The 26,591-nt window shown below is 46.5% G+C and carries 28 protein-coding genes; 22 read left to right on the forward strand and 6 right to left on the reverse strand.

What is annotated here, in order from left to right; genetic code table 11:
* Window positions 1-11: 11 nt before the first annotated feature.
* The 3 genes from gpAD87_RS03310 (at window position 12) to gpAD87_RS03320 (ending at window position 2,638) form a co-directional block, all read left to right on the forward strand.
* Window positions 12-914, forward strand: coding sequence for a polysaccharide deacetylase family protein (locus gpAD87_RS03310; protein ID WP_231952428.1), 903 nt, complete (start codon window positions 12-14; stop codon window positions 912-914).
* 41 nt (window positions 915-955) lie between these two features.
* Window positions 956-1,609, forward strand: coding sequence for a YkyA family protein (locus gpAD87_RS03315; RefSeq protein WP_064636214.1), 654 nt, complete (start codon window positions 956-958; stop codon window positions 1,607-1,609).
* Window positions 1,610-1,750: 141 nt separating this feature from the next.
* A complete protein-coding gene (locus gpAD87_RS03320) occupies window positions 1,751-2,638 on the forward strand; it encodes a hypothetical protein (protein ID WP_064636216.1) in 888 nt (295 codons plus the stop codon).
* Window positions 2,639-2,794: 156 nt separating this feature from the next.
* Here the strand turns inward: gpAD87_RS03320 and gpAD87_RS03325 are convergent, their stop codons facing one another.
* Together gpAD87_RS03325 and gpAD87_RS03330 are read right to left on the reverse strand one after the other, a co-directional pair.
* The gene (locus gpAD87_RS03325; RefSeq protein ID WP_064636218.1) at window positions 2,795-3,967 is read right to left on the reverse strand and encodes a mannitol-1-phosphate 5-dehydrogenase; all 1,173 of its coding nucleotides are present in this window, start codon (window positions 3,965-3,967) and stop codon (window positions 2,795-2,797) included.
* A gap of 47 nt (window positions 3,968-4,014) precedes the next feature.
* Window positions 4,015-4,683 (reverse strand): HAD family hydrolase, encoded by a 669-nt coding sequence (locus tag gpAD87_RS03330; RefSeq protein WP_064636220.1) that lies wholly within the window; start codon window positions 4,681-4,683, stop codon window positions 4,015-4,017.
* Between the two features lie 210 nt (window positions 4,684-4,893).
* On the opposite strand from gpAD87_RS03330, the gene gpAD87_RS03335 reads away from it, so the two are divergent.
* From gpAD87_RS03335 to sigK, 6 genes are all read left to right on the forward strand, one after another.
* Window positions 4,894-5,070, forward strand: a complete 177-nt coding sequence (locus tag gpAD87_RS03335) for a hypothetical protein (protein ID WP_197521365.1) — start codon at window positions 4,894-4,896, stop codon at window positions 5,068-5,070.
* 21 nt (window positions 5,071-5,091) lie between these two features.
* Complete coding sequence (locus gpAD87_RS03340) at window positions 5,092-6,015, forward strand: ADP-ribosylglycohydrolase family protein (protein WP_064636224.1); 924 nt, start codon at window positions 5,092-5,094, stop codon at window positions 6,013-6,015.
* A 25-nt stretch (window positions 6,016-6,040) separates the two neighbouring features.
* Window positions 6,041-7,291 carry an MFS transporter gene (locus gpAD87_RS03345; RefSeq protein WP_064636226.1) on the forward strand — a complete coding sequence of 417 codons (1,251 nt, stop codon included), beginning with the start codon at window positions 6,041-6,043 and terminating at the stop codon, window positions 7,289-7,291.
* A gap of 59 nt (window positions 7,292-7,350) precedes the next feature.
* Window positions 7,351-8,517, forward strand: a complete 1,167-nt coding sequence (locus tag gpAD87_RS03350; RefSeq protein WP_064636228.1) for a DUF3298 and DUF4163 domain-containing protein — start codon at window positions 7,351-7,353, stop codon at window positions 8,515-8,517.
* Window positions 8,518-8,924: 407 nt separating this feature from the next.
* The gene (locus gpAD87_RS03360) at window positions 8,925-9,104 is read left to right on the forward strand and encodes a hypothetical protein (RefSeq protein ID WP_063565447.1); all 180 of its coding nucleotides are present in this window, start codon (window positions 8,925-8,927) and stop codon (window positions 9,102-9,104) included.
* A 130-nt stretch (window positions 9,105-9,234) separates the two neighbouring features.
* Entirely contained in the window at window positions 9,235-9,936 is a 702-nt protein-coding gene (gene sigK / locus gpAD87_RS03365; protein ID WP_064636235.1) for an RNA polymerase sporulation sigma factor SigK, read from the forward strand.
* Window positions 9,937-10,106: 170 nt separating this feature from the next.
* On the opposite strand, the gene gpAD87_RS03370 is transcribed toward sigK, so the two are convergent.
* Window positions 10,107-10,943 carry an alpha/beta hydrolase family protein gene (locus gpAD87_RS03370; RefSeq protein WP_064636238.1) on the reverse strand — a complete coding sequence of 279 codons (837 nt, stop codon included), beginning with the start codon at window positions 10,941-10,943 and terminating at the stop codon, window positions 10,107-10,109.
* Window positions 10,944-10,995: 52 nt separating this feature from the next.
* Complete coding sequence (locus gpAD87_RS03375) at window positions 10,996-11,418, reverse strand: MarR family winged helix-turn-helix transcriptional regulator (RefSeq protein ID WP_064640736.1); 423 nt, start codon at window positions 11,416-11,418, stop codon at window positions 10,996-10,998.
* Between the two features lie 244 nt (window positions 11,419-11,662).
* On the opposite strand from gpAD87_RS03375, the gene gpAD87_RS03380 reads away from it, so the two are divergent.
* Window positions 11,663-12,739 carry a FecCD family ABC transporter permease gene (locus gpAD87_RS03380; protein WP_197521366.1) on the forward strand — a complete coding sequence of 359 codons (1,077 nt, stop codon included), beginning with the start codon at window positions 11,663-11,665 and terminating at the stop codon, window positions 12,737-12,739.
* A 2-nt stretch (window positions 12,740-12,741) separates the two neighbouring features.
* A complete protein-coding gene (locus gpAD87_RS03385) occupies window positions 12,742-13,509 on the forward strand; it encodes an ABC transporter ATP-binding protein (protein WP_064635672.1) in 768 nt (255 codons plus the stop codon).
* 226 nt (window positions 13,510-13,735) lie between these two features.
* Here gpAD87_RS03385 and gpAD87_RS03390 read toward each other — a convergent pair whose 3' ends face one another.
* Window positions 13,736-14,293: a TetR/AcrR family transcriptional regulator C-terminal domain-containing protein gene (locus tag gpAD87_RS03390; RefSeq protein WP_231952429.1), complete on the reverse strand. Its 558-nt coding sequence runs from the start codon at window positions 14,291-14,293 to the stop codon at window positions 13,736-13,738.
* 275 nt (window positions 14,294-14,568) lie between these two features.
* On the opposite strand from gpAD87_RS03390, the gene ssuD reads away from it, so the two are divergent.
* Window positions 14,569-15,729 carry an FMNH2-dependent alkanesulfonate monooxygenase gene (gene ssuD, locus gpAD87_RS03395; RefSeq protein WP_064636246.1) on the forward strand — a complete coding sequence of 387 codons (1,161 nt, stop codon included), beginning with the start codon at window positions 14,569-14,571 and terminating at the stop codon, window positions 15,727-15,729.
* A gap of 125 nt (window positions 15,730-15,854) precedes the next feature.
* Here ssuD and gpAD87_RS03400 read toward each other — a convergent pair whose 3' ends face one another.
* Window positions 15,855-16,421, reverse strand: a complete 567-nt coding sequence (locus gpAD87_RS03400) for a DUF421 domain-containing protein (protein WP_064636248.1) — start codon at window positions 16,419-16,421, stop codon at window positions 15,855-15,857.
* Window positions 16,422-16,647: 226 nt separating this feature from the next.
* On the opposite strand from gpAD87_RS03400, the gene gpAD87_RS03405 reads away from it, so the two are divergent.
* The 10 genes from gpAD87_RS03405 (at window position 16,648) to gpAD87_RS03450 (ending at window position 26,572) form a co-directional block, all read left to right on the forward strand.
* Window positions 16,648-17,139, forward strand: a complete 492-nt coding sequence (locus tag gpAD87_RS03405) for a HEAT repeat domain-containing protein (protein WP_161490660.1) — start codon at window positions 16,648-16,650, stop codon at window positions 17,137-17,139.
* Between the two features lie 81 nt (window positions 17,140-17,220).
* On the forward strand, window positions 17,221-17,883 hold the full coding sequence (rnhA, locus tag gpAD87_RS03410; RefSeq protein WP_064636250.1) for a ribonuclease H: 663 nt from the start codon (window positions 17,221-17,223) through the stop codon (window positions 17,881-17,883).
* 195 nt (window positions 17,884-18,078) lie between these two features.
* On the forward strand, window positions 18,079-18,948 hold the full coding sequence (locus gpAD87_RS03415; protein ID WP_063567947.1) for an alpha/beta fold hydrolase: 870 nt from the start codon (window positions 18,079-18,081) through the stop codon (window positions 18,946-18,948).
* 155 nt (window positions 18,949-19,103) lie between these two features.
* Window positions 19,104-20,093: a serine/threonine protein kinase gene (locus tag gpAD87_RS03420; RefSeq protein WP_064636252.1), complete on the forward strand. Its 990-nt coding sequence runs from the start codon at window positions 19,104-19,106 to the stop codon at window positions 20,091-20,093.
* A gap of 252 nt (window positions 20,094-20,345) precedes the next feature.
* Entirely contained in the window at window positions 20,346-21,659 is a 1,314-nt protein-coding gene (locus gpAD87_RS03425) for an ABC transporter substrate-binding protein (protein WP_231952430.1), read from the forward strand.
* A gap of 68 nt (window positions 21,660-21,727) precedes the next feature.
* A complete protein-coding gene (locus tag gpAD87_RS03430; RefSeq protein ID WP_064636254.1) occupies window positions 21,728-22,609 on the forward strand; it encodes a carbohydrate ABC transporter permease in 882 nt (293 codons plus the stop codon).
* A 26-nt stretch (window positions 22,610-22,635) separates the two neighbouring features.
* A complete protein-coding gene (locus gpAD87_RS03435) occupies window positions 22,636-23,454 on the forward strand; it encodes a carbohydrate ABC transporter permease (RefSeq protein ID WP_063567955.1) in 819 nt (272 codons plus the stop codon).
* Between the two features lie 25 nt (window positions 23,455-23,479).
* Window positions 23,480-25,033, forward strand: a complete 1,554-nt coding sequence (locus gpAD87_RS03440) for a DUF4127 family protein (protein ID WP_064636256.1) — start codon at window positions 23,480-23,482, stop codon at window positions 25,031-25,033.
* A gap of 17 nt (window positions 25,034-25,050) precedes the next feature.
* The gene (locus tag gpAD87_RS03445; protein ID WP_231952726.1) at window positions 25,051-25,758 is read left to right on the forward strand and encodes an N-acetylmannosamine-6-phosphate 2-epimerase; all 708 of its coding nucleotides are present in this window, start codon (window positions 25,051-25,053) and stop codon (window positions 25,756-25,758) included.
* On the forward strand, window positions 25,745-26,572 hold the full coding sequence (locus gpAD87_RS03450) for a MurR/RpiR family transcriptional regulator (RefSeq protein WP_064636257.1): 828 nt from the start codon (window positions 25,745-25,747) through the stop codon (window positions 26,570-26,572). The genes gpAD87_RS03445 and gpAD87_RS03450 overlap by 14 nt, the downstream gene beginning before the upstream one ends.
* The last annotated feature ends 19 nt before the right edge of the window (window positions 26,573-26,591 follow it).

Here is a 26,591-nt window from a genome sequence, read left to right on the forward strand (position 1 = left end):
GTGGCCTGGAAGTGAGAGTTCAACAACAGAGAGCGGGAGAGAGTGGCGGCATTCCGCATAGAACAAGCCGAACCAAGACGCATGGAAGAAGAAAAATCCGGTATGGGAGACTGAGTGCTGCGCTGGCGCTTCTGGCACTGCTCATTATCGGTTTAACATATGCATTCATTGGCATGACGCACTGGATCAAGGATTATGTAGCACCTCCGCCAGTAGCTGCGATTGAACAGCCAACCAAGCTTGGCATGATTGAAATGACACCGGAGTCCAAAGAGGAGCCTGCGCGGTTCCAGGGTCAGGTGCGCAAGCTGGCATACATAACGTTTGATGATGGACCAAGTGTATATACCGATCAACTGTTGGATATTTTGAAACAGCATGACGCAAAGGCAACCTTTTTCATGATTGGACGTCAGTTGAATCAACACAAGGAAGCAGTGGAGCGGCTTGTCAAAGAGGGCAGTTATCCTGGGCTTCACAGCATGACACATAACTATAACAAATTGTATAAGAGTGGAAGCTCCTCTAACTTTGTGAAGGAGTTCAAAAAGGAGCAGAAGATGGTCCTGGATCTGATCGGTTTTACGCCGCATCTGATTCGTGCTCCGTATGGCAGTAGCCCACAGATCGGAGAAGACTTCAGGGGCGACATTGCTGCGGCCGGATTCAAACTGTGGGATTGGACCACCGACTCCCTCGACTGGAATCTTCCAGGTCAGCCGGACAAAATCGTGGAACGGGTTAGCAGCAGTGTACATCGGGATAAGGAAGTGATTCTGATGCATGAGCGCGAGCAAACGGTACAGGCACTGCCACGCATTTTGAAGCTGCTTGAAGATCGGGGTTATGAGTTTGAGGTCTACGATCCGAATGCACATTGGGTATCCAATTTTAGCGCAGACACCCGCCTGTAAGAATAACAACATAGAAGTTGCAAGAGAGGAGGCACCCCGAGGTGCTTAAAAGAAAAAAGATAGCTCTGGCCGGGGTCAGCATATTGCTGGCTCTGCTTGTCAGTGCTTGCGGTCAGCCGCAGGAACCTGCGGCTAATCAAGTCAATCAATTAATTCTTACCGATCAGGAGATGAACCAAAGCCTGAAGGAGCTTGTACGCCATGAACGGGAAGACATGGAATTATACGGATCGATTCTGAGTAAAGGAAAGAACAGAAACAGTAATCTGGAGGCTCTGCTGGATCAGGCAGATGGACATATTGCAGAGCGAAGAACACTGCTTGAGCAGGCTGAAGCGGTGATGAACAGGACGAAGGAACAGATGGAAGAACTGCGAACTTCGCTGGATCAGTTATCCTTTGAAAAGGAAGAGAACCTGGCTCAGGCTCACACGGTATTGGATCAATATGAGCAAAGAGCTGCGTCGTTTGCAGCGTTTGTTGCTTCCTACAGGCAGAGTCTTGATGCGGACGAGCAGTTATATGCATTAATGAGGGGCAATGTGGAGCCCAATCTGGTCAAAATCAAACGTGCGATTCGGGAACGGAACAGCCAATATGCTAAAGTGGCCGAGTTAAGACAACAGTTCAACAAGCAGACGAAAGCTTTCAACGGAGCCAATGCGAAGCTTGTGCAAATGGAGCAAGCCGGCTGATTATTCGTGGTGTCAAGGGCGATTGAACATTTTGCATGATTGAGCGACTTGTCAGCCGTGTAAGTAATACTATGCAGTCAGGTGAACTAGTCAAGCAACATGGACAAGCATCATTGCGTATAAGCTAACGGAGGTGTTCATATGCGAAATACAATGAATATTAGTGCATCATTACTTGTTTTGGTTATGGGATTCTCGCTTGTGGCCTGCGGCAACAGTAGCCCTACTGCTCAGCCACCCGTGAATAATACAGAAGAACAGACACCGGCACCAGGGAAGCAGCCTGAGGAAAGCGCTGTGATTAATGCGGAAGGCATTTTGACCGGATGGGCAGACCCGCACACGGTTGAAATTCGTGTGAAAGAGGAACCGATGTCTTTCCAGGTGGGTGAAGATCTGCAGAAGTCTTTGGATGACATTGACGACGAAGATTCCGTTCAATTCAAATATGTAGAGAAAGCCATCGAAGGCGATACAACGATTAAACAGTTGGTGCTTACGGAAATCACCAAGGTCGAGTCCGATGACGATAACGGTACGAATGCAGGTGGTAATGTTACATCTGATCGTGCCAAAACATCCGAGCTGGAAGTGACTGTGGAAGGCATGACCGAAAAGCGCCCGGTTACACTGGCTCAAGGCAAAGGATACTCATTATATGTGTTTGAACCGATGGTTTACGATGCGGATGATCATGAATTGACCATGAAGATTGATCCGGATTATGAGGTCGAGATTGAAAAACTGCCTTCGGATTATAACCTGAATGAACTGAAAGTGGATGCGAAGAAAGAGCTGTCAGAAACCGGAGCGGTCAAGCAATTAGGTGAGGAAAAGCTTAGCAATGGTCCGATGAAAGAGGCAAAATTGTTCATGATGTCTCAAAACAATAAGAAAACAGAGTATTTCATCGTAAAAGAGCTGGATGGCAATGGCTTCGCTTTCCATATCCATGCACCGGTTGGCGAACCCTCAGAGGGTTTCCTGCCTATGGTTTATGCCTCCATCAATTCCATCATGAACGAGTAAGGATGCTTCGATATAATCCTGCTTCGATATTAAATATGTATGTCGTGAATTTGAAAAAGCCGGAAGGAACGATGCGATAAGCATAGGTTCCTCCCGGCTTTTTTTGGCCATTTGTCTATTCAGTTTGCGGGATCAAACCCATTGACCTATTGTTAATCAGGTTAAGATGGTTGATTCCTGTCGCCCTTTGAGCTCTTCATAACGGGCAACGGCATGCTGATGGACGGGATGTTCGTCGGGAATTCCCATGCGCTCACGAATGAAGGCAGAGACGCCATCTTCGCGAATCAGGTGTTGGAGCTTTATGGCTTCCTCGTCATGTTCATGATTGAACAGCATCGCGGCTGCCATAGCGGAAGTTAAATGAGGAATTTCAATTCCGAATTCGCTGGCCTGCATCGCTGGGCGAACAAGCCGGTCGTAAGGCGATAACTTGCGAAGGGGTGAACGTCCGACCCGTGTTACCTGATCCGTCAGGTTCGGATTGGCAAAACGTTCAAGAATGGTATCGATATATTTGCTGTGTTTCTGTGGATTAAAACCGTGCTTGGCGATGAGCATGGCTCCGGTTTCTTCCATCACTTTGCGTACCTTGGCACGAAGAGGTGCATGACTCATAGCTTGCCGGATCGTCTTGAATCCTTCAAGATATCCGAAGTATGCGGCAACGCAGTGACCGGTATTTACCGTAAATATTTTGCGCTCAATATAAGGTTCAAGAGAGTCCACGTAGTGCACACCTTCAATTTCCTTAAATCCTTCCAGCAGTGCAGGGCGATGAACGACCCATTCATAGAAAGGCTCAACGGTAACTTGTAGCGGGTCTTTATGATCCTGAGCGGGGACGATGCGGTCAACCGCTGCATTGGGGAATGAGACATAACGTTCTGCTTTTTCCCGGGTTGCTTCATCCAGAAACGGATAAACCCGTTTTTTCAGCCGAGTGCTGCCTCCGATGGCATTTTCACAAGCGATAATATGAAGTGGTGCAGAATTATTATTTTTCATACGCAGGTAGATGCCTTTGGCGATGGGTTCAGCGATATCTTCCAGCGCTGATACACCGACGGCTGTTGTGATCAGATCTGCTGAAGCAATCACTTCAGCAACGCGATCCTGTTCACCGACATTAATGGCGGTTACGTTATTTACAATCGTTGTATCCTGATCCGCATTTGCGAGGGTAATGGGATACTCCTGCCTCTTTTGAAGCATGGCGATTTTCTTCGGGTTACGTGCGACAAAGCAGACTTCATAATCGGAAGCGGACAACATATGACCGATAAATCCGCGGCCAATATTGCCAGCACCAAAATGTACAGCTTTCATGTGTGAACTCCCCCTTTAAAGTTTGAAATGCGAAATTCGTTCAGTCCTTAGACCGTAGTGACGAGTGGTTTCGAAATCAAATCGTTAAATTCGAGGTCGGTCAGGCATGACAGCCGTTGGTGAGGCATATCGAAATCAAGTGTCCCGGTAATGGTATTCGAGATGACAACGCAGTGAATACCAGCCGCAGCAGCTGCACGCGCGCCGTTAGGTGAATCCTCAATCGCCACGGCTTCGTCTGCAGTTACTCCAAGGGCTTCAAGTGCTTGATTGTACAATGCAGGATCAGGCTTCACATGGGCAACATCATCTGCGGTGCGAATGACTTCAAAGTAATCTTTCAGCTTGAGCTGTCCCAAATGCTGTTCAACCCACTCTCGTTTGGAGCTTGAAGCGACAGCCAGTTTCAATCCAGCTTTGCGTGCAGCTTCAAGGTAGTTCTGAATACCGGGTCTTACCTGTTCTTTGTTCATTAATGCTGCATGATGCAACTGAACAGATTCCCTGAACGCTTCCCGATCGATCGGAAGATTCAAATCTGTGATGAGGTACTCATAAGGATTAAATGTTTTCAGACTGGTACCGATGCATTGCGAGTACATCTCCAGGGTTAAGTCTACGCCGTGTTCCTTGTAGGCATCACGAAAAGCAACATACCATGCTGTCTCCGTATCAATAATCGTTCCATCGAAATCAAAAACCAGTGCCTTAATCATAAATTTGTTCCTCCTGTTTCAGAATTAGTTTTGGGATAAAGCTAAATGAATTTTTCTGCAAATACACACCGTAATCTTTTTTAACTTGCGGTACATTATTTGACGCGAAAGCTGAGTTATAAATATTAATTTGGGAAAAAACAGGTGTATATGCTAATAAAACCGTAACATAGGACAAACAAAAGGGTCAAGCGCGTTATGATTGTTTACATGGAAGATTTGCATATGGATGATGTGTTTTCAGAAAATGATAAAAGTGGAAAAACGTTATCCCCTTTGCGTGTAAGCGGTGTACTGGAAAACCTGTATTTTCAGTTTAAACCTATTAAAATTCTTTACGCCATATCAAGCCATGTGGGAGAATGGAAGAAGTCATTTGAGAGTTAAATCGCGGAGGAGGGATCGACGATGCTGCATAAGGATCGTTTCCAAGGTTGTTTCATTGGGCTTGCCGCGGGAGATGCACTGGGAACCACAGTGGAATTCAGCAGTCCCGGCACATTTGAGCCTGTTACCGATATTGTGGGCGGCGGGGTATTCGATTTGGCACCTGGACAGTGGACGGATGATACGTCGATGGCCCTGTGTCTGGCAGAAAGCTTGGTGAGAAAAGAGAACTTTGATCCCGGGGATCAGATGCGCAGATATACGAATTGGTATCAGGTGGGTTATATGAGCAGTACAGGAACCTGCTTTGATATTGGCGGGGCTACTCGCAGTGCCCTTGAACGGTTTGCAGCAACCGGTGAAGCGTATAGTGGTTCAACCAACCCGATGACTGCTGGGAATGGATCAATTATGCGGCTCGCACCTGTAGCTATGGCATATGCCAACCAGCCGGATCAAGCAGTGCGGTATGCTGGGTTGAGTTCCAGAACGACACATGCTGCTGTTGAAAGTGTGGAAGCATGTGAAGTGCTGGCAGCAATATTGGTTGCAGGACTGCGCGGAGCGGACAAGGATGTCATATTACGGCCTGCTACCTGCCGTCAGTGGAGGGAAGAGAAATCTTTTTCACCAGCGATTGAAGAAATAGTCCAGGGATCATACCGGGATAAAGCACCGCCTGATATTCAGGGGAGCGGCTATGTTGTTCGTTCACTTGAAGCAGCGTTATGGGCATTCCATCAATCATCGACCTTCAAAGAGGGGGCGCTGCTGGCAGTGAATCTGGGTGATGATGCGGACACCACGGGAGCGGTATATGGGCAAATTGCCGGGGCGTACTATGGATTAAGCGGCATTCCGGCACACTGGCGAGAGAAGCTGGCCATGCAGGATACGCTGAGCGAATTGTCAGAGGCATTGTGGTCAAAGGCGGAAGCTAGATAGAAGAGACAGGAGAAGAGAACATCATATGCGTAAGACAGAGTCATCTCAAACGGAATCGCAAGTTACGAAATCTGCTAAACGAGGGGCGTTTCCTTTATCCCTTTTATGCCTGACGGTAGGAGCTTTTGCCATTGGCATGACAGAGTTTATTATTATGGGCCTTCTGCCCAATGTAGCGACGGATCTGAATGTGAGTATCCCCCAAGCAGGGCAGTTAATTACGGGTTACGCGCTTGGTGTGGCGGTGGGTGCGCCTATACTAACCGTGTTCACGCACAAGATACCGCAGAAAAAACTGCTGGTACTGCTGATGTGTATTTTTATCATCGGTAATGCATTGTCTGTTATTGCACCAACTTACGGGTTGCTCATCTCGGCACGTATTCTAACGGCATTTGCCCACGGTACGTTTCTGGGTGTAGGCTCGCTGATGGCAACACGATTGGTTGCACCGGAGAGAAGGGCAGGGGCAGTATCCGTAGTCCTGGCTGGATTAACGATTGCCAACATTATCGGTGTGCCGTTTGGTACCTTCATTGGGCAGCAGCTAGGATGGCGGTCATCGTTTGGAGCTATTACCATTCTGGGCATTATCTCATTGATTGGTATCATTCGTTTCATTCCGGTGATTCAGCAGGGACCGCCAGCAAACCTTGGCCAGCAATTCCGGAATCTGGTTCGCCCCCAAGTGTTATTAATATTGCTGATTGGTGCGCTGGGCTGTGGAAGTCTGTTCGCTGTATTCACCTATATAACACCAATGCTTGTCGATATTAGTGGTTTTGCTGAGCAGAGCGTGACCTGGATTCTGGTGCTGTTCGGTGTCGGCGTTACATTGGGTAATATGCTTGGTGGTCGTCTGGCAGACTGGAAGCTGATGCCTTCCTTGATGGTTAACTTCGGTATATTGGCAGTTCTGTTGGCGGCCTTAACGTTGACGCTGGATAATCCGTATCTCGCGGTAATCACCATCTTCTGCTGGGGCATTGCGGCTTTTGGAATTATGCCAGGCCTACAAATTCGAATTATGAATATGACTCGCGAAGCACCGCTGCTGGCGACAACGTCGAGTCACTCAGCCTTTAATCTGGGCAACGCAGGTGGTGCCTATTTGGGCGGGTTTGCAATTACGCATACGGGGCTCATCTCGGTACCGTTATATGCAGCAGTTATTGCAGCACTTGGACTTGTGGGATTATTCGTTAGCGTGACAATGGAACGCAAAACGAGGTTACCGGAAATCGCCGATGCTGTAGAGCCGGCACCAGTGAATTAAATATAGACAGGTAGATGCAGCCTTCACTCCGCATTAACGTGTGGGATGGAGGCTTTTCTATGGAAGAATTACAGTTCCAACTAGAAAAAGACAAACCAGCCAAGTTACAGTATTATTGGTATATCATAATAATTAGAAGGAAGGATTTCAATTTGAACAAAACATTTGCTATGTTAATAAGCTTCTTATTAGTGTTTCTATTTATAATCCCAATAAGTGATGCGAATGCAGCCGGGTCGAGCACAGTAACGACAAAAATTTACTCGTATAAAGGGCAAAAGTATGTTCAAATTATTGGCGGCGAACAAAAGGTAATTGATAAAATAAATAAAACACTCAAAATCCATGCCGTAAATGCCGCTATACAGAATACATATCTAAAAAAACAGCAAGATTACTTTTACTGGAATACCACTGCACAGACTAAATACAATCAAAACAACCTACTATCTATTGTATATACAGATTATAATTTCAGAGGCGGCGCGCACGGGTATGAAGAAGTAACGACTTATAATTATGATCTAACAACAGGAAAACGCCTCTACTTGAACCAGGTGGTTCAAACCAATAAACAAGCTGTTAATCTAGCTGAGGGTATTGAATCAGACCTAAAGAGTAATGAGAATGTTTTCCCGGAAAGTTTTTATAACTTTCCCTTGTCGAATACATCTAGCTTTTACTACCAAAACACAGGAATTGTCTTGGTATTTAATCCATACGAAGTTGGGCCTTATGCGGCCGGATTTATAGAGGTAAAAGTTCCTTTCTCCAAAATTCAGTCTGAACTGAGCAGACCATTTTTTGATTTAAATAAAAACTCCATTCAAGAGTTGAAGAGTGGGAGAATACCGGGGTTTGAAAATATAAGTTTTGGACAAACGAAAGCAGAAGTATCGAAAGCGCTGAAAAGTTCAGATCGTGAACCCTATTATGAACCGGAAATGGGAGGACTTTTCTGGATATTTGAAGGGGTAGAGTATGCTTCCTTTAATTTTGGGGAGGGAGACACAGACCGTCTTGACCATATTTATTTGAGTTGGAAAACTCTCCCTATGAAAACCTTCAGTGACATTGAGAAGATATTGGGAAAAGGTCAAAAGGGTGTGAACCCTGATATTCAAGAAGAATATTTACTCTCCTATCGTTTTGGGGATACCCGGGTCCATTTCGCCTCCAATTCAACCGAGGGAATCATTCATGGCATAACAATCTCACATTACTAGAAAAAGATGCTGATTTTGTACTCTCCAAGTGTCGGGGCGGAAACATTGTACCATAGAAAGTCGCTAATCTAGCGGCTTTTTTACTTTCGTTGTAAGAGCTGCTATTTATTATTTCCAGTTTCCACTCGAACCTGAAAGGATCGTTACTGTGAGAAAAATAATTAATTATATTCTGATCTTGCTGATCATTTGGGTAGCGCTATTGTATCCTATTCGTTCTGCGTGGTTTGAAGGTGTGAATCAGATTCCTGAAGATCTTCATGATGTTTACTTACTGTTCTTGTTCTTTGGATATCTTATTTGTTCATCTGGTATGGGGCTTATGCTTTACAAGATGTGTTTTAAACGAAAAGAATAGTAATTACAGTAGGTTAAATCATTCATTTTTCCAAGGAGAAGGTGACAACTTGTACTACTACAAAGGTGCGTTCAGAGAAACGGACAATTTTATTTATTTCAAAAGCGATGTTCAATTAGCCGAGAATGATGTCGTGATATTTGGTGAGAAGAAGTATTTTATCGATAGTGTCGAGAAAGAATTCCTCATCCTTCAAAAGGTGGGCTCCATCGTTTCAGTGAGTGTATGAAATCTTCGCGGATAACTTCCCTTTTTCAAGTGTACGTGCACTTCTGGGCACACGCCTACATACAATAAATCGACCCTGTTCCCACATGTGCTCAGGCCAGATCGTTGTAAAACTGCAGGAGGTGTCATCTGTGCCCGGATTGTTTACCGCAATTGCCCTGTTCATCAAAGAGTTAACGTTACTCGTCTCGTATGTCAAAAATAATGCATTTCCCCAGCCACTGGCTGAGGATGATGAAGCCAAACATTTACGCCTTATGGCTGAAGGCAACGCACATTCGCGTAATTTGCTTATCGAACACAATCTGCGCCTTGTCGCGCATATCGTCAAGAAATTTGACAATACTGGCGAAGACCAGGAAGACCTGATTTCGATTGGAACGATTGGTTTGATTAAGGCGATCGAAAGTTTTCAACAAGGCAAAGGGACCAAACTCGCTACATTTGCTGCCCGTTGCATTGAAAACGAAATACTTATGCATCTTCGCTCTCTGAAGAAAACACGCAAAGACGTATCTCTACATGATCCAATCGGAACGGACAAAGAGGGCAATGAAATTACATTAATCGATATTCTCGGAACAGAAGCCGACGACGTTGTAGATAAGGTGCAACTCAAGATTGAAAAAAGTAAGATTTATCGCAATCTCGACATCTTGGATGATCGGGAGAAGGAAGTTGTTATCGGCCGATTCGGCTTGGAGGCAGGCGGGGAAGAGCGCACCCAACGCGAGATTGCCAAGGAACTTGGCATCTCACGCTCCTATGTATCACGGATTGAGAAGAGGGCGCTAATGAAACTGTATCACGAGTTTTATAAGGCGAAGCAGTGAGATTATAAGCTACAAGGTAGTACTGATAACAATAGCGTTTAGAGGAAGCGACTTGTCTGCGGATGAGTTGCTTTTTTGTTTTAGTTACTGCGCAAATCAACGAGTACGAGTACTGCTTACCACTGGAGACGTGGCAGGGATTCTACGCGTTATATTCAGTTGCATTGATTTTAATTCCCTCGATTTAACCATTTCAGGATGATCTCCACAACTTCCAAATATCGCTGGCCGACGAGCAATCCGGTATGGGTTGTATCCCACAGCCCTGCATATTCAGCGCCAAGCTGTTCTGCAGTCAGTCTGCCTCTCCGATCTTCATCATCGGATTCTACGGCTTTGATGACCAGACTCGGACATGTAATTAAATTGCCTTTGATGGATACACCACCGCTTGACCCAAATGCCGCCGAGAACGTGAGAAATGCCTTCGATGACTCCATCTGCAGATATTTACGCTGAAATGCAATATCCTCCGCAGATTCGTCAATACTACTATGTTCTTCACGGACCGGGGGAGGGATGACAATGTCAGGTGTAATTCGATCATTCTCAGGATAGGGAATCAATTGATGAACTTCCTGGCTTAGACTGGAATCAATCACGACCAATCCAGCTAACGCAATCGTCTCGGCAATCTTCTGACTGAGTATTCCGCCCATGCTGAAGCCGATGAGAACAGGGGGTGCTGTACACTCTGCCAGAACTTCGCGGATATCCTCCAAATAGTCCTCAAACATAATTTTCGTCATGTCCATTACCCGGCTTTTGTAATGACTTCTGAGGTTCATAACGTAGCAGGTCCAGCCTTGTTCAACGAAGTGGGGGATATATTTGCTCCACATCCAGCTGCCTGTATATGCGCCATGAACAAACAAGAGAGGCGGCTTTGTTACTGAATTTACCGAGTGGGGAGCAATATCATCACCTTCATATATTTCAAGGTACAAATCATGTTTTCCTATCATTTTGACTTCATGTTCAGGTAGCAATTGAGTAAAATCGATCATTAGGACAACCCTCCAAAATTAGTTTTATATCAAACTATTACTCCAAAAAAAATTAGAAGTTGCCGTGAATTTTCATCAAAATTCGAAGCAGTTCTTTTTTTTCCGCTTCAGTAACATCCGCATAAAACGCGTCCAGCATACGACGTGAAATATGTTCAAATACCGGTTTAAGCTCTTCTCCTTTTGCAGTCAATGTCACATGGACAATCCGTGAATCTGTTGCATCACGTTCTTTGGCGACATAACCGTTGCGCACCAATTTGTCTACAAGCGCTGTGACCGTGGATTTATCCTTACCGATTTTTTTGGCGATTTCAGCCATGGTCATTCGGGAGTTATTGTACAGGGCGTAGATTATATCCCCATGGGACGTGGCGAGATCCTGAATTCCCTGCCCAGCCATCTCGGATAAAATGAAGCGGTTGACCTTCTCTTTAATTTTGGATATGAGTGATATAGCGTCTGTCGTTTTCATACATGTAATATAGTTTGTTATCAAACTAATGTCAACCTCGGATTTTAATAATGGTGTGTAAAGGAGATAAAAAAAGAGCAGCTAGAATAATCACCTGCTCTTTTGGTTGTATTCGAATGTCCCTTTTTTTGTATATTTATAATTGACAAAGATAATCATTCTCAATTATAATCCGAGAAAATGCTTTGTAAACAGCTAAATTTTTATTATTCAAATTCAAGTGGAATTGATGGGGGAAGAGCGTATGGGAAAAAGGGAGTCCCTGATTTACAGCAAATCCGGTTTTGCAGTATTGATTGCCGCTTTAATCATCGTAATGGTTATTTCGGTTGGAATTGCAGTATCCATTGGACAGGTGAGCATTCCACTCGCTGAGTCTTATCGCATTCTGTTGTACAAATTAACCGGATTTCAATTCGGCTCTACGCCGATTGAGGCGGGGTCTTTTACGGATATTATCTGGCAGATTCGCTTTCCGCGTGTACTGATGGCCATGTTTATCGGTGCCGGGCTAGCTTTATGTGGTGCAGTTATGCAGGCTGCCGTGCAGAATCCACTTGCAGACCCGTATATACTGGGGATCTCCTCAGGAGCTTCACTCGGGGCCACGTTTGCCATTCTGATCGGATTCGGCGCAATTGGTTGGCTTGGTCAGACCGGTGTGGCTTTCTGGGCATTTGCCGGTGCCATGGGGGCGTCCTTGCTGGTCCTGGCTCTCGCAGGTATTCGGGGGAAAATGACATCAGTCAAGCTGGTGCTTGCCGGGATGGTCATTAATGCACTGTGCAGTGCCTTTTCGAACTTTATCATTTATTTTGCCAACAATGCCGAAGGCATCAAGACCATAACATTCTGGACCATGGGCAGTCTTGCCTCATCAGGATGGAACAAGCTTCCGCTGATTAGCATCGTTGTGCTCGTAGCCATTCTGTTCTTTCTGTTGCAATCCCGGGTCCTTAATACGATGCTGCTGGGTGACGAAGCCGCGGTTACGCTAGGGATTAATCTCAGTGTATATCGCAGGTTGTATATGTTGTTAACGGCTCTCGTCACCGGCGTAATGGTGGCAAGCTGCGGCATGATCGGTTTTGTTGGATTGATTATTCCGCATATTGTGAGAGGGCTGGTTGGATCTGACCATCGTAAAGTCATGCCAGTATCCGTACTATTCGGTGCCATCTTCCTGATCTGGACGGATGTTATTGCACGATCACTGATCTCCAGCGTTGAATTGCCGATCGGGATCATTACAGCGATGATTGGTGCGCCGATGTTTATGTATATGTTAGTCAAAAAAGGCTACGGTTTTGGAGGAAAATAAACATGAAACTGAATGTAGAAAATGTATCCATATCGGTGCTGAACACGGATATTATCCGGGACATTTCTTTACAGGTAAAAGGCAAGCAATTCGTCGGGTTGATTGGCCCGAATGGTTGTGGCAAATCAACGCTGCTCAAGAGCATCTATAAAGTGATCAAACCGCAGCAAGGCAAAGTATTTCTCGATGACACGGACATTCTGAAATCCAGTCCCAAGGTCGTATCAAGGCACATGGGCGTTGTGGGTCAGTTTAACGAATTGAGCTTTGACTTTACTGTGCGTGAAATGGTCATGATGGGTCGCACTCCTCACAAGAAGCTGCTGGAGACGGATAATGAACGGGATTATGAAATCGTGGAACAGGCGCTGGAAAAGGTACATCTGACCGGACATGTGGACCGCAATTACGTGTCCCTGTCCGGCGGGGAGAAGCAACGTGTGGTCCTCGCCCGAGTGCTGGCGCAGCAGCCCGAATTTCTGATATTGGACGAGCCTACCAATCATCTGGATATCAAATATCAGCTTCAGATCCTCAACATTGTGCGGAGTTTGGATATCGGCATATTGGCTGCACTTCATGATCTCGAACTCGCCGCGGAGTATTGCGATTACCTCTATGTCGTGAAGCAGGGACAGATTGTGGTTCATGGCAAACCCGCCGATATCCTGACCCGTGAAATGATTGGTGAAGTATTCGACGTGGAATGTGAAATATACGAAAATCCAGTGACAGGTGGCCTGGGCATTGCCTACTTGAGTACGCGATGAGACAAGGAACCGTCTTAGCTGAATCTCACATAAGCTCTCTCTTTATCTCTTCCGCTACAACTTGGGTTGCACAGTCAATTACGGAATAAGTAGTAAAAGAAGAACTGTCTTTAAGCGGAATATATGCTTAAATGACAGTTCTTTTTGTTCTAGCCTCAAGTATCAAATGTCACGTTTATTCAGATGCCATGTATCACTTTTTTTTGGAGAGGATGGGCCACTCACTCTAAACCGATGCTCCCATCGCTTTATATGTTCCTAACAGGGCAATCCGGGTTAGTTGAAGAGCCATATGATGAGGTGAGTATACCTTACTGTCAGCAAGCCATTTGTGAATAATTCCAATGGTGGAGAAGCTGATGTGATCCAGTAAAATATCAAGAGGCACTTCTTCTTGCACCATGCCTAATTGGGATATCCGATCCAAAAACATCTCTCTAATCACTTCATTCAATCGGCTGTTGAAATTCCCGGCAGGATTAATGAGTACCATCACCCGATAGAATTCATCATGCTCTAGTATGTGCTCGAACAATACTGCAAAAATGGGATCTGGCTCGTTAAATGAATTTAGGCTCCCAAGATGAGCATTCCGTTCCGCCAGTAACTGCTCAAGCAGTTGAAATTTCTCATTCACCATGCTATCCAATAAATCATCCTTGTCCAGAAAGTGGGCGTAAAAGGTAGATCGATTGATATTCGCTTGCTCGGCGATGTCCACGACACTAATTTCGGTGAAGGCCTTTTGTGGCAGAATTTTCAGGAAAGCTTCGGAAATTATCACACGGGTCCGTAAAATTCTTCGATCCACTCCACGGGAGTCATTCACTTCTCATCACCTCGAAAACAACGGATTGATCAACTTTGTTGGGCTTTCAAATGGTTTAGGAATGTAGATGAATAAGACATTTCGCAACACATTGGTCAAATGCGTTGTTTAACCATCAGATTCTGCCTAATTGATCGTTGATATCCAACGGATAATAGCTATCATAATAAATAAAACATACCAAATCAATCGGAAAAATAAAATATAAAGATAGGAATGAGGTCATACCTATGGAACTGTTTTGGTTTATTCCCACACACGGGGATGGCAGGTATCTTGGAACAAAAGAAGGAGCCCGGGCGGTCAGTTATCATTACTGCAAGCAGGTGGCACAAGCCGCGGATGAACTTGGATATGCCGGTGTTTTGTTACCTACGGGAAAGTCGTGTGAAGATGCGTGGATTGTTGCTTCATCGCTGATTTCTTCCACGGACAGGCTCAAGTTTCTTGTCGCTGCGCGTCCAGGTCTGATGATGCCAACCACAGCTGCACACATGGCGGCAACCCTGGATCGTTTCTCCAAAGGTAGACTGCTGATCAATGTGGTGGCTGGTGGAGATCCAATTGAGCTTGAAGGAGAAGGGCTGTTCCTGAACCACGATGAGCGCTATGCGTTAGCCGATGAATTTCTGACCATCTGGCGCAAGGAATTGGAGGGAGCGGCGGTTGACTATGAAGGCAAATATCTAAAGGTTAAGGGTGGTTCCGTCCTGTATCCGACCATCCAAAAGCCACATCCACCACTCTATTTTGGAGGTTCCTCGGAAGCTGCAATGGAAGTGGCAGCAGACCATGTCGATGTGTATTTAACGTGGGGTGAGCCTCCGGGTCAGGTACAAGCCAAAATTCATCAAATGCGGGAGCTGGCTGTGAAAAAAGGAAGAAGCATTCGTTTTGGCATACGTATGCATGTTATTGTGCGTCCGACCGCAGATGAAGCATGGAAGGCCGCAAATGAGCTGATCTCCCACCTGGATGAGGAGACGATAGTCGCTGCCCAGAAGATCTATGCTCGCATGGATTCCGTAGGACAGCAGAGAATGGCTAAGCTGCATAATGGTGATCGTTCCAACCTAGAGATTAGCCCCAATCTGTGGGCGGGTATCGGCTTGGTTAGGGGTGGTGCCGGAACCGCACTTGTCGGTGATCCCGATCAGGTCGCAGCCAGAATCAGAGAGTATGAAGAACTGGGGATCGAGACCTTCATTTTATCCGGTTATCCGCATCTGGAAGAATGTTATCGTACCGCGGAGCTGTTATTTCCAAAGCTTCAGTACTCGCAACATGGAGAAAGCGGCGATCATTCCTTTATTGGACCATTTGGAGAAATCATTGCCAATAACAACATTCCGGACCACATGGTCAAAACGGAAGTTACCTCCAAGTCCTAATTTCATAACGGATTGCCGATTAAGACAAAAAAAGACACCTGAAGGCATTCGGGTGTCTTTTTTACATGCGCTAGCAAGGGGCCGCCTGCGGCCAGCCATTTCAATATTGTATTCAACTATTTCATTTACTGTATCTTGGAGTCAATTGGACGCGAGTGTCCATCCTGGATGACCTCCTGGAACAGTTCCTTGGATTCCATGGGCCACGTACCTTGCTTCAGGAGTGCTTCCAAATCGCCTATGGTTACTGGGCGTGCGTGCCGTTTGAGCACGTAACCGAGTTGCCCGTTTGGTTCCATCGTAGCCGTTTCCAGATCGGCAATGCTTGTAATCCCTTTTTCCCGCAACTGCATCTCCAATTGGTCCACGGAAAAGCGCATGCGTTTCAAATTCGGCAGATTCAACTTCCCATCTTCCACAACAACCTTCGATTTTCCGCTCATCAGTTTTTCAAACCAATTAAACTTCAATTGCAATTGTTCAACGATCAGAAGTGTGAGGATAAACACCGCCGCTGACCCGATCGCTTTACCTAACTCATGATTCGCAATTGGCTGCACGATCGTTGTTCCGATTGAGATAATAATGACCGTTGTGGCTACACTCATTAGCGATATGGATTTACGTCCAGCAATCCGCAGCAGAATCATGCCAATCAGTACAAGCAAGATGGATTTCCATATCCAGTCCATTGGTTGTATTCCTTTCTGTACCAAATCATGTGTCGTATTTCTTAGCCTGTTCCTGATCTGGTTGAAATATACAATTGCTTAGGACAAGAGATGTGGATAAGGAAAATAGTCCCGACATGATAAGGACCATTATACTACATCCTAAAATAAGGAAATGACCGATATTATTATGGAGAGCTTTCTTCTAACTAAATGAGGAGTGATACAACGTACAATGTATACAAACATGATACAAAAGCATCTTTCCCAAGGAGATATGGAAGGCGTTGTTAAACAAATATCATATATTGGTGAAAAAAAGGATATAACTCAATTCGCTTTCTTGATTGAACTCCTGAAATCTACGGACAACGCCATACTACGCAACACAATTGCTATCGCTTTATCTGACATTGGAGATGATCGAGCAGTCGAACCGTTAATTGAAGTCATCACAGACTCCAAGACATCAGGAAGCAGAGGCACATTGCTATACGCTCTTGAAAACCTGAATTACATAGTACATATTGAGAACATTATTCCATTTATCGGTGATTCCAGTCTGGAAGTGAGCGCGCAGTCATTCATGTTGCTGGAGCAAATGATGGATAAGTTATCTGATTTACAAAACCTTAGGTGTCAAACAATTATTGAAATGCAAATCTCACATAACCAAAGCAAGCTTCTGGAAGTAGCATTAGACATGTTGAAGAAATGGAGGTATCAAGTGCAGGAATAAGATAAACACGCTTCTTTCAATCTCACCTCCCTATCGTTTACAATAAGGAATTGAATGCAGCAAACGAAGGAGCGGGTCATATTGGCAAAGCAGAAATACTATGTCGTCTGGGCAGGAAAGCAGCCTGGCGTATATAGCACATGGACGGAATGCAAAGCACAAACGGATCATTTTACCGGAGCAAAATATAAATCGTATGAATCGAAAGCTGCTGCTGAAGAGGCATATCGGGCGGGATGGAAAGGAAATTGGGGTAATGGTGCCAGTAGTTCAGGCGCTTCTTCGAAGAAGAAGTCTGGCAGTAGCGGAAGAAGCGCGGGTATGGAGACCTCTGCAGAAATTGACTATGACAGCATCTCGGTTGATGTTGGTACGCGCGGGAATCCAGGGCCGGTGGAATATAAAGGCGTAGATACCCGCACGGGTGAGATTATTTTCTCCGTTGGGCCAATCTCCAAAGGTACGAATAATCTGGGTGAATTTCTGGCAATCGTACATGCCTTGGCGTATCTCAAAAAAGAGGGCAGTAGTAAGACGGTTTATACGGACTCCGTCAATGCGATGAAATGGTTGAAGCAAAAAGCGGTGTCCACCACGCTCGCAAGGGATGCTTCCACCGAAGAGATCTGGCTGATGATTGACCGTGCAGAGCAGTGGCTGCGGACGAATACGTACAGCAATAAAGTGCTAAAATGGCAGACCAAGCAGTGGGGCGAAATCAAGGCAGATTACGGCCGAAAATAGCCCTATTTCTCTACAATTTCTATATTATTAATTTTCTATGAGAAACGATGTTTACAATTTCCAGTTTCCATTCTATAATCAGTTCATTATGATAAGTTACACATATGAAGGAGCCTGTCATCAGCGGGCTCTTTTATATTTATGGACCTTAAAATCCATAAAATGTTGAAAGAGTATACTTTGCAGGAGGCAGACATGAGTTCCATTTATAGAAGTGAAGAAGGCAAGAGCAGCATACTTGAGGAATACGAAGCGTATGTTGAGCAATTGGGCGAAGGTTTTACACGAGAGTACGTCGAGACACGTTTTGGACAAACGCATGTTTTATTAACAGGTCCAGAAGACGGTAAGCCGCTATTTATTCTCCAGGGCGGAAATTGTGTGAATCCGATGACGTTGTCATGGTTCTCTTCTCTTTTCAAAGATTACCGGATTATCGCGCCGGATACGATCGGTCATCCAGGCTACAGTGAAGAAACACGAATTTCGGCAAGGTTTGATAGTTTGGCTTTGTGGATTTCTGATTTGCTGGATCACTACAAGATCGAAAAAAGTGCGTTTATCGGTCCTTCCTTTGGAGGCGGAATTATCCTAAGACTGGCAACTTACATTCCGGACCGAATTGCATGTTCTGTTCTGGTAGCACCCGCTGGACTGGCCGTGGGATCCAAAATTAAGATGGCTCAGGATATCGTGTTGCCACTTGTAACGTACAAAATGACTTCTTCTCCAACTTCTTTGCAAAAGATCGCGGATATCATGTCATGCAGTTGTATGAAAGAAATAGATAAAAATATAATCGGGAAAATCTTCAAATACGTCAGTCTGGAGCAGGATATGCCCAAGCTTACGGAGCAGGAGGAATTGGTGAATTATGCATCGCCAACACTTCTATTGGTGGGAGAGAAGGATGTCTTTTTCCCAGCAGATAAGGTCATTGAAAGAGCTCAGAAGATTATTCCGAATGTCAAAGCAATCAAATACGACACAGGTCATTTCCCGTCTCAAGACGTGTTGATCCAGATGAACCAAGAAATTCAGCAATTCTTACAGAAGAATTATTAAATTTAGAAATTTTTAAATATTTCCGCATGGTTGTGATTCAAATTGCATCATTTGGTTTATATACATGGTTGGCGATGAAACGCCTGTCTGGTTGGACCAAATGATGCAACATGCGGCAAGTCTTCCGATCGACAAGGTTGAAAAGAGGGTCTGTTATGAAAAAGGACAATTGTAAAATGGCATTGCAACGCAATGTAATTTTAAATGATACATATCAGGTAAGACATCTCATGGCTAGCAGTGAGCTGGCTATTGTATATGCAGGAAGAGATCGGAATACAGGTGCAAAGGTAGCGATCAAGGAGTTTTTCCCCCAGAGGCTGGCAGCACGTCAGACCGACAAACGGGGAGTGTTCTGTTCTTCACGGGGGTTCAGTGGTCAGTATCAGGAACTTCTTGCTGCATTTTTGGTAGAAGGAGAGCTGTTATCCACGCTAAATCATCCTCATATTGTGTCGTATGTGGATCATTTCGAAGAAAATGACACAGGGTATCTTGTTATGGAATATTGCACAGGGATAACCTTAACCGAATATCTGATTGAGCGAAATCATGCGCTGGACGCGGTATTTATTACGGAGACATTACTTCCGCTGGTAGATACACTGGACTATATTCATAAGCAGGGAATTCTTCATCGTGATGTGAAGCCATCCAATATTATGGTGATGGAAGACGGCACGCCCAAACTACTGGACTTCGGTTCGGCGGCTCGCTGGCCTGTACAATCCGGGGAAAAACAGGCGATCTTTACATCGGCCGGGTATTCGCCGCTTGAGTTCTACTCCGAGAAATCCAGTCAGGGACCGATGTCAGACATATATAGCCTGGCAGCGTTGCTTCATTATTGGACATGCGGGCAGCCCCCTATGGATGTGAAACAGCGATTGTTCCGCGATGAATTGCCATCTGTGCGTTCTCATAATGAGTATGTGAACCGGTGGCTCGCACGCGTTATTCACTGGGGATTATCGGTTCGTTCCGAGCAACGTTGTGCGTCCCTCGCTTGGGTTAAGAGATCACTTCAAGTACAGGCCTGGATGTGGAAAATACGCAAACCTGGCACGGTAGAATGGGTTTTGGCTGAAAATGAACATACCCAAGTCTACGAAGCAGAGCCGAAGAAACAGCATGAGACGGCTTGATTGCAGCCTTGTCTTATACATATAGTCGTAACAAACAAGCCAGTTTGGTCCTTTCACGGATCGAACTGGCTTGTTTTTGTGTTTTTTTAGCCTAAAAGAAAAATTATTTCTTTTTTTAATTTATTTCTGGAAGAATACTTCATTCTAACTCCAGGGTCTGCATATACTCCATTGGAAAGATGGAGTAATTAGCCAGGAAATCTGACGTAAGCGCCGGCTCCCGTCTTACACCAAACTGAGGGGGAATGTTGTGTGACCACCAACAGAAAGGGCTTCACAGTATCTTTGCTGCTAGTCGTTATGATGTCTATGCTGCTTGCCGCCTGCGGAGGAAATGACAATACGGCTGGTACGCCGAGTCCGGGAAGCACTGGGGAGACGGGTACGGAAGCTGGAAAGCCGGTGACGCTAGAGTTTTGGACGATTGCTTTACAGCCAACGTTCAACGATTACTTCAATGAATTGATTGCCAAGTATGAGAGCAGTCATCCTGGCGTGAAAGTCGAGTGGAAGGACTATCCATATGATGCCATTTCACAGCGTTTATTGACCAGCACGGCCAGTGGCAAAAGCCCTGATGTTGTGAACCTCAATACTGAATTCGCCAGTCAATTGGGAAGTAAGGGAGCGCTGCTGAATCTGAATGAATACCTAACAGATGAGGAAGCGAAGAGTTACTTTGAAGGCATTTATAATTCTACTGTTTTGGATGGCAAAGCTTACGCGCTTCCTTGGTACACAGGTACCGAAGTGCTGTTCATGAATACCAAGCTGGTGAAGGAGGCAGGCCTTGATCCGGCAAATCCGCCGCAGACCCGAGAGGAACTCGTGGAGTGGGCCCGTCAGGTCCATGAAAAGACAGGAGTGGCCGGTTATGCGCAGCAGCTTATTTCCAAGCTATTTCCAATCGACGGCATCCCGATTCTAAATGAGGACAAAACGGCTGCCGCTTTCAATACGCCGGAGGCAGAGGCGATGATCGCTCAAATGCGTGATCTGATGGCCGAAGGCGTGGTGCTGAAGGAGGATGCGGAATTCAGCAAGCAGATCCAGTATTTTTCCGGGGAGCAGGTCGCTTTCCAGTTGTCGGGTCCAACCTTTATCAACTTCATCAAGAAGTCTGCACCGGATGTTTACAAGAATACGATTGCGGTAACACTCCCAACGGGCAAAGCGAACCTGCGGCTCTCCAATTCCATGGATCTCGTTGTGCCTCAGAAATCCAAAAACCCCGAACAAGCGGTGGAATTTGCCGCCTTTATTACCAATGCAGAGAACCAGACTGCCTTCTCCAAGGTAGCCAACACGCTACCGTCGAGCAAAGCCTCCATTGAAGATCCGTTCTTTACGCAATCCGACGGATCGCTGGAAGCCGAAGCCAAGGTAGCCTCCTCCCAAAGTCTCGATAAAGCCACTGATTACATGGTCGGCGTACCGAATGCAGGAGATATCAACTCCGCATTGGCACGGGGCTTGCAGGAAATTTTGATGAACGGAGCAGATATTAAAGAAACCTTGAACGCAGTGGAGAAGGAAGTTAACCAAATTCTTAACCAGGATTCCTGAACTTATGCGGTACAGTTTGATGAGGGGGAGTACTCCCCCTCAATCCTAGAAGAGAGGGAGGCGTAGCCGTGTACAAGGCGATTCGATCCGAATCTTTTGCTGCATGGGCGTTTATGGCACCGGGATTGTTGTTTCTGGCGGTTTTCACCTTTTGGCCGATTATTTACGGGATACCCCTCTCATTAACCGATTATTCTGTCATTACAGAGACACATTTCGTTGGTCTGGATAACTTTACCCGGGCCTTTCAAGATCATAATTTCCTGATTTCACTGTGGAATTCGCTGGTGTATGTGTTGGTTGTACCGGTGATTCAAATCGTCTCGATCCTCATGGCCATTCTGGTTAACAGCCGGATTCCGGGTGTCAAAATGTTCAGGGCTGCCTACTACATACCGGTTGTAACTTCCATGGTCGCAGTGGCACTGATCTGGAGTTGGCTGTTGGGTAATAACGGCGTGGTCAATTACCTGCTACTAAAGGTTGGCATTCTCAGTGAGCAAGTCTCCTGGCTTTCCACGAGCAGTACGGCGCTGTATGTGCTGATGTTCATCACCATGTGGAAGGGTCTCGGCTATTACATGATGCTCTATCTGGCTGGGCTTCAAAGTATTCCGGCAGATCTGTATGAAGCCGCCAGAGTGGATGGAGCTGGACCGCTGAGACTGATTATTCATGTGACGCTTCCGCTGCTGCGGCCGCATATTCTTTTTTGCACCGTAATTTCGGTGATGGGGGCCGTTCGTGTATTCGATGAGGTCTATATTCTCACCAAGGGCGGGCCGGGAACGTCCACGTTGACCTCAAGCGTATATATTTTCCAAAAAGGGCTGGAGCAATTCAATTTCGGGTATGCCTCGGCGCTTGGGCTGATCGTCAGTGTGATGGTAGCGGCGCTCAGTGTGTTGGTGTTCCGGCTGAACCGGAGAGGCGGGGTGAATACCTATTGATTCGGCATACGCTTTCGTCTAAAAAAATGAAAAAAGCCCTTCGTCATTTGATCATTTATGTACTTTTGATTTTGCTTGCCCTTTTTATGATGGGTCCTTTTCTGTGGCTGCTCAGCGTATCGCTGATGCCTGGTCGTAATGTGTTCGCGAATCCACCAGCAATTCTCCCTACCTTCATCGCTTTCGATAACTACGTGCAGGTGTGGGAGTTCATGGATTTTCCACGCTACATCATAAATACGGTGGTGATTACGCTCCTTGGGGTAGTGTTTAACATCTTTTTGTCCTGCCTAACGGCGTATCCACTCGCGACCTTTCGGTTCAGGGGACGTAATCTGGTGTTCACGCTGCTGATTTCGACCATGATTATCCCGTCGGCAACGGCGATGATTGTGCATTATTTAACCATTCAGGCCTTTCACTTGGGCAATACGTTTCTTGGTGTTGTGCTTCCGGCCGCGGTGTCGGTATTTAACATCTTTCTGATGCGACAAACATTCCTGGGCATACCGACGGATATTCGGGATTCTGGCAAAATGGATGGAGCCTCCGAGTTCCGTATCTTCGTGCAGCTTGTCATGCCATTGGTGAAACCAGGGGTTGCCGTCATTGGCTTGCTTGAAGTTATGGCATTCTGGAACAATTTCCTGTGGCCGATTGTGGTGCTGGATGATCCGCAGAAATATCCACTGGCTGCGGCCCTGACGTATCTGAACGGTCAGTTCTCGTATAACTTCGGCTGGATTGCCGCCGGCACCATGATCTCGGTACTGCCGATTATCATCGTGTTCCTTTTCACCCAAAAATACTATATGGAAGGCATCGCCGGAGCGATTAAAGGATAAAAACACAGAAAGGGTGATCGCATTCATGCCGAAGCAGTATAAGCTAACCTTTGTTCCGTTAGATGAACGGCCTTGCAATTATGAGTTTCCTTATTTGTTGGCACAGGGAACGGAATTCAAAGTTGAGCGTCCCCCACTTGAAATCATGGGCCTAAAAAAACGTCCGGGCGATGTGGAACAGTTATGGACCTGGTTTGAGGAGAGCTGTGCAAGGGCAGATGGAGCAATAGTTGCCTTGGATACGTTGCTCTACGGCGGGATTATTCCTTCCCGGCTACATCAGTTGGAGCCGGATGAACTGACGGCCCGTCTGGAGCTCCTTCGGGGGATCAAGCAGCAGTACCCGCAGCTAACCCTGTATGCGTTTCAACTGATTATGCGCTGCCCGCAATATTCCCTGTCCGATGAGGAGCCGGATTATTACGCCGACTGGGGAAGAGAGATTTTTCGCAAAGGTTTCATCAGCCATCGGCTGGAGCTGGGGATTGCGACGGATGAGGAGATCCGCGAGCTGGCCGATATCGATAACCGTCTACCAATGGAAGTGCTGGAAGATTACCTGGGACGCAGGGCCGTAAATATTGAAGCAAACAAGCAAGTGCTGGCTCTAGTCCAAGAAGGAATTATCGACTTCATGATTGTGCCGCAGGATGATTCAGCGCCTTATGGACATACAGCCAAGGATCAAGAGAAAGTGCGAGCCCGGATTACCGCCCTCGATCTGGAACTTAAAGTCTACATGTATCCTGGTGCGGACGAAGTTGGTTGCGTACTGCTCTCCAGAATGATGAATAAGGCTCGCGGCCGGATGCCGCTGGTGTACCCACGATTATCATCTGTTCAGGGGGCGTTTGTTACTCCGCTATTCGAGGATCGATTTTTCTATGAGACGCTGAAATATCAGATTTTGGCTGCAGGTGGGTTAATTGCATCCAGTGCGACTGAAGCAGATCTGGTGCTGTTGATTAGCACACCCGGAGAGACGATGGCGGAAGCGGTGTCGCAGCAGCATTCTTTTTACAGCTATGATGTATACCGAAACCTGATGGAACTGGTGGAATATGGACACTTTCTGCTCAGGAGCAAGAACAAGCCGGTGGCTGTAGCGGATGTGGGATATGCCAATGGTGGGGATCAGAAGCTGGTCAAGATGCTGCGGCAAAAAGACATGTTATTTGATCTGGCTGGATATGCCGCCTGGAATACCAGCTCCAACTCGCTAGGAACCGTCATTTCGCAGGCCATGATCTATCTGCTCTATGGTCGTACACCGTCGCATCTTGATTTCCTCGCCCTCCGCTATGCTGAGGATGTCTGCTATTGTTCAGTCGTTCGGGGAGAACTTAGCAATGGCCCGGTGCAGGAGATGGGATATGGCAAGTACTTGCTGGATGGGTCTCGTGGCCTTGTTGCTGCCCGAGTAGAGGAAAGGTTGCGACAAGAGCTTACTGTGCGGATCGATACTGCAGCAGGGAGTATCCAGATTACCGATTGTTATATGCCATGGAACCGGATGTTCGAAGTGGGCCTGTCTGTACGATTCGTACCATCCAACCCAGGTAAGGAAAGCAGAATATAAGAGAGAGGGTGGAAACCCTGACAAAGGTAGTGCTGGAGAAACTGCATTTGGGGCTAATTGTTTCCTGCCAGGCGCTGGCTGACGAACCGCTGCATGGCGCGGCGATGATGGCTCGTATGGCAGCTGCTGCGGAGGAAGGAGGGGCCGGGGGTATTCGGGCGAATGGGGCAGCAGATGTACGTGCGATCAAGCAGACCGTCTCATTGCCGATTATTGGCATCGTGAAACGCAATTACCCGGATTCTGCTGTATATATCACCCCAACCCTCAGAGAAATTGACGAGCTGCTGGAGGCCGGAGCGGATATCATTGCATTTGATGCGACCCGCCAGAGCAGGCCGGAAAATTATACATTGGAGCAAATCACCGCCTATCTGAACGCAAATGGGGTGGTTTCCATGGCAGACATCTCCATTCTGGAGGAAGCTGTATACGCTGAGTCACTTGGAGTCAGCTGTGTTTCGACTACACTATCGGGTTATACACCGTATTCCCGGCAGCAGGAAGGGCCTAATTTGGAGCTGCTGGGGATGTGCGCACAGCGGTTGAAGATTCCGGTCATTGCCGAAGGGCGGATTAGTAAACCCTCTCAGGTAGAAGAGGCGCTTGATCTGGGGGCATACGCTGTTGTGGTGGGCTCCGCAATAACTCGGCCACAGCTAATTACCCGACAGTTCGCAGCAGTGACCCAAAAAGCGAGGATGAAGAGTAATGGAGATGAATGACCGAATTAATACGTATTATCCTTCCATGACCAAGTCGGAGCAGAAGGTGGCCCGGTGCGTACGGGACAATCCGGATAATATAATCTATTTGTCTGTGACTGAGCTGGCTGATTTTGCTGGTACCGGAGAGACCACGGTGATGAGATTCTGCCGTAAAATCGGGTTTAAAGGCTATCAGGATTTCAAGCTGATGCTGGCCCAAGGGCTGCCGAAACGGCAGAACCAGCCAGACGGCGAGCAGGGAGAGGACGATTACGCCGACCATTTATATGCCTCGATGGTGGGTGTGCTGCAATCCAGCTTGGGTATGCTGGATCGCAGCCAGTTGGAGCAGGCAGTAAAGTGTCTGGACAGCGCACGACATGTGCAATTCTTCGGCGTGGGCTCGTCAGGCATTACCGCTATGGATGCCAAGAACCGTTTTCTGCGCATCGGCCGACGTGCGGAAGCGAATTCCGACAGCCATATTCAGTCCATGATGGCGGTAACGATGGGAGAAGGTGACGTGGCTTTTGGCATCAGCGTGTCCGGCAGTACGCTGGATACCAACGATATGCTGATGAAGGCCAAACAAAACGGGGCTAAGGTGATTGCCATGACGAACTATGCCAAATCCCCCATTGCTTCTATTGCGGATATCTTGCTCTTGACCGCGGGGAAGGAGTCTCCCCTTGAAGGCGGTTCTGTAGGAGCTAAAATCTCTCAGCTGTTTATTATCGACTTGCTCTGCCAGGGACTGGAGCGCGAGCATGGCGAAGAGACTAAAAAGATGAAGGAATTAACGGCCAGGGCCGTTATCGACCGTATTTATTGAAGGGTTTGTGTGAATAGGG

Origin of the sequence: Paenibacillus sp. AD87, from assembly GCF_001659845.1 — a bacterium.
Lineage (GTDB): Bacteria > Bacillota > Bacilli > Paenibacillales > Paenibacillaceae > Paenibacillus > Paenibacillus marchantiae.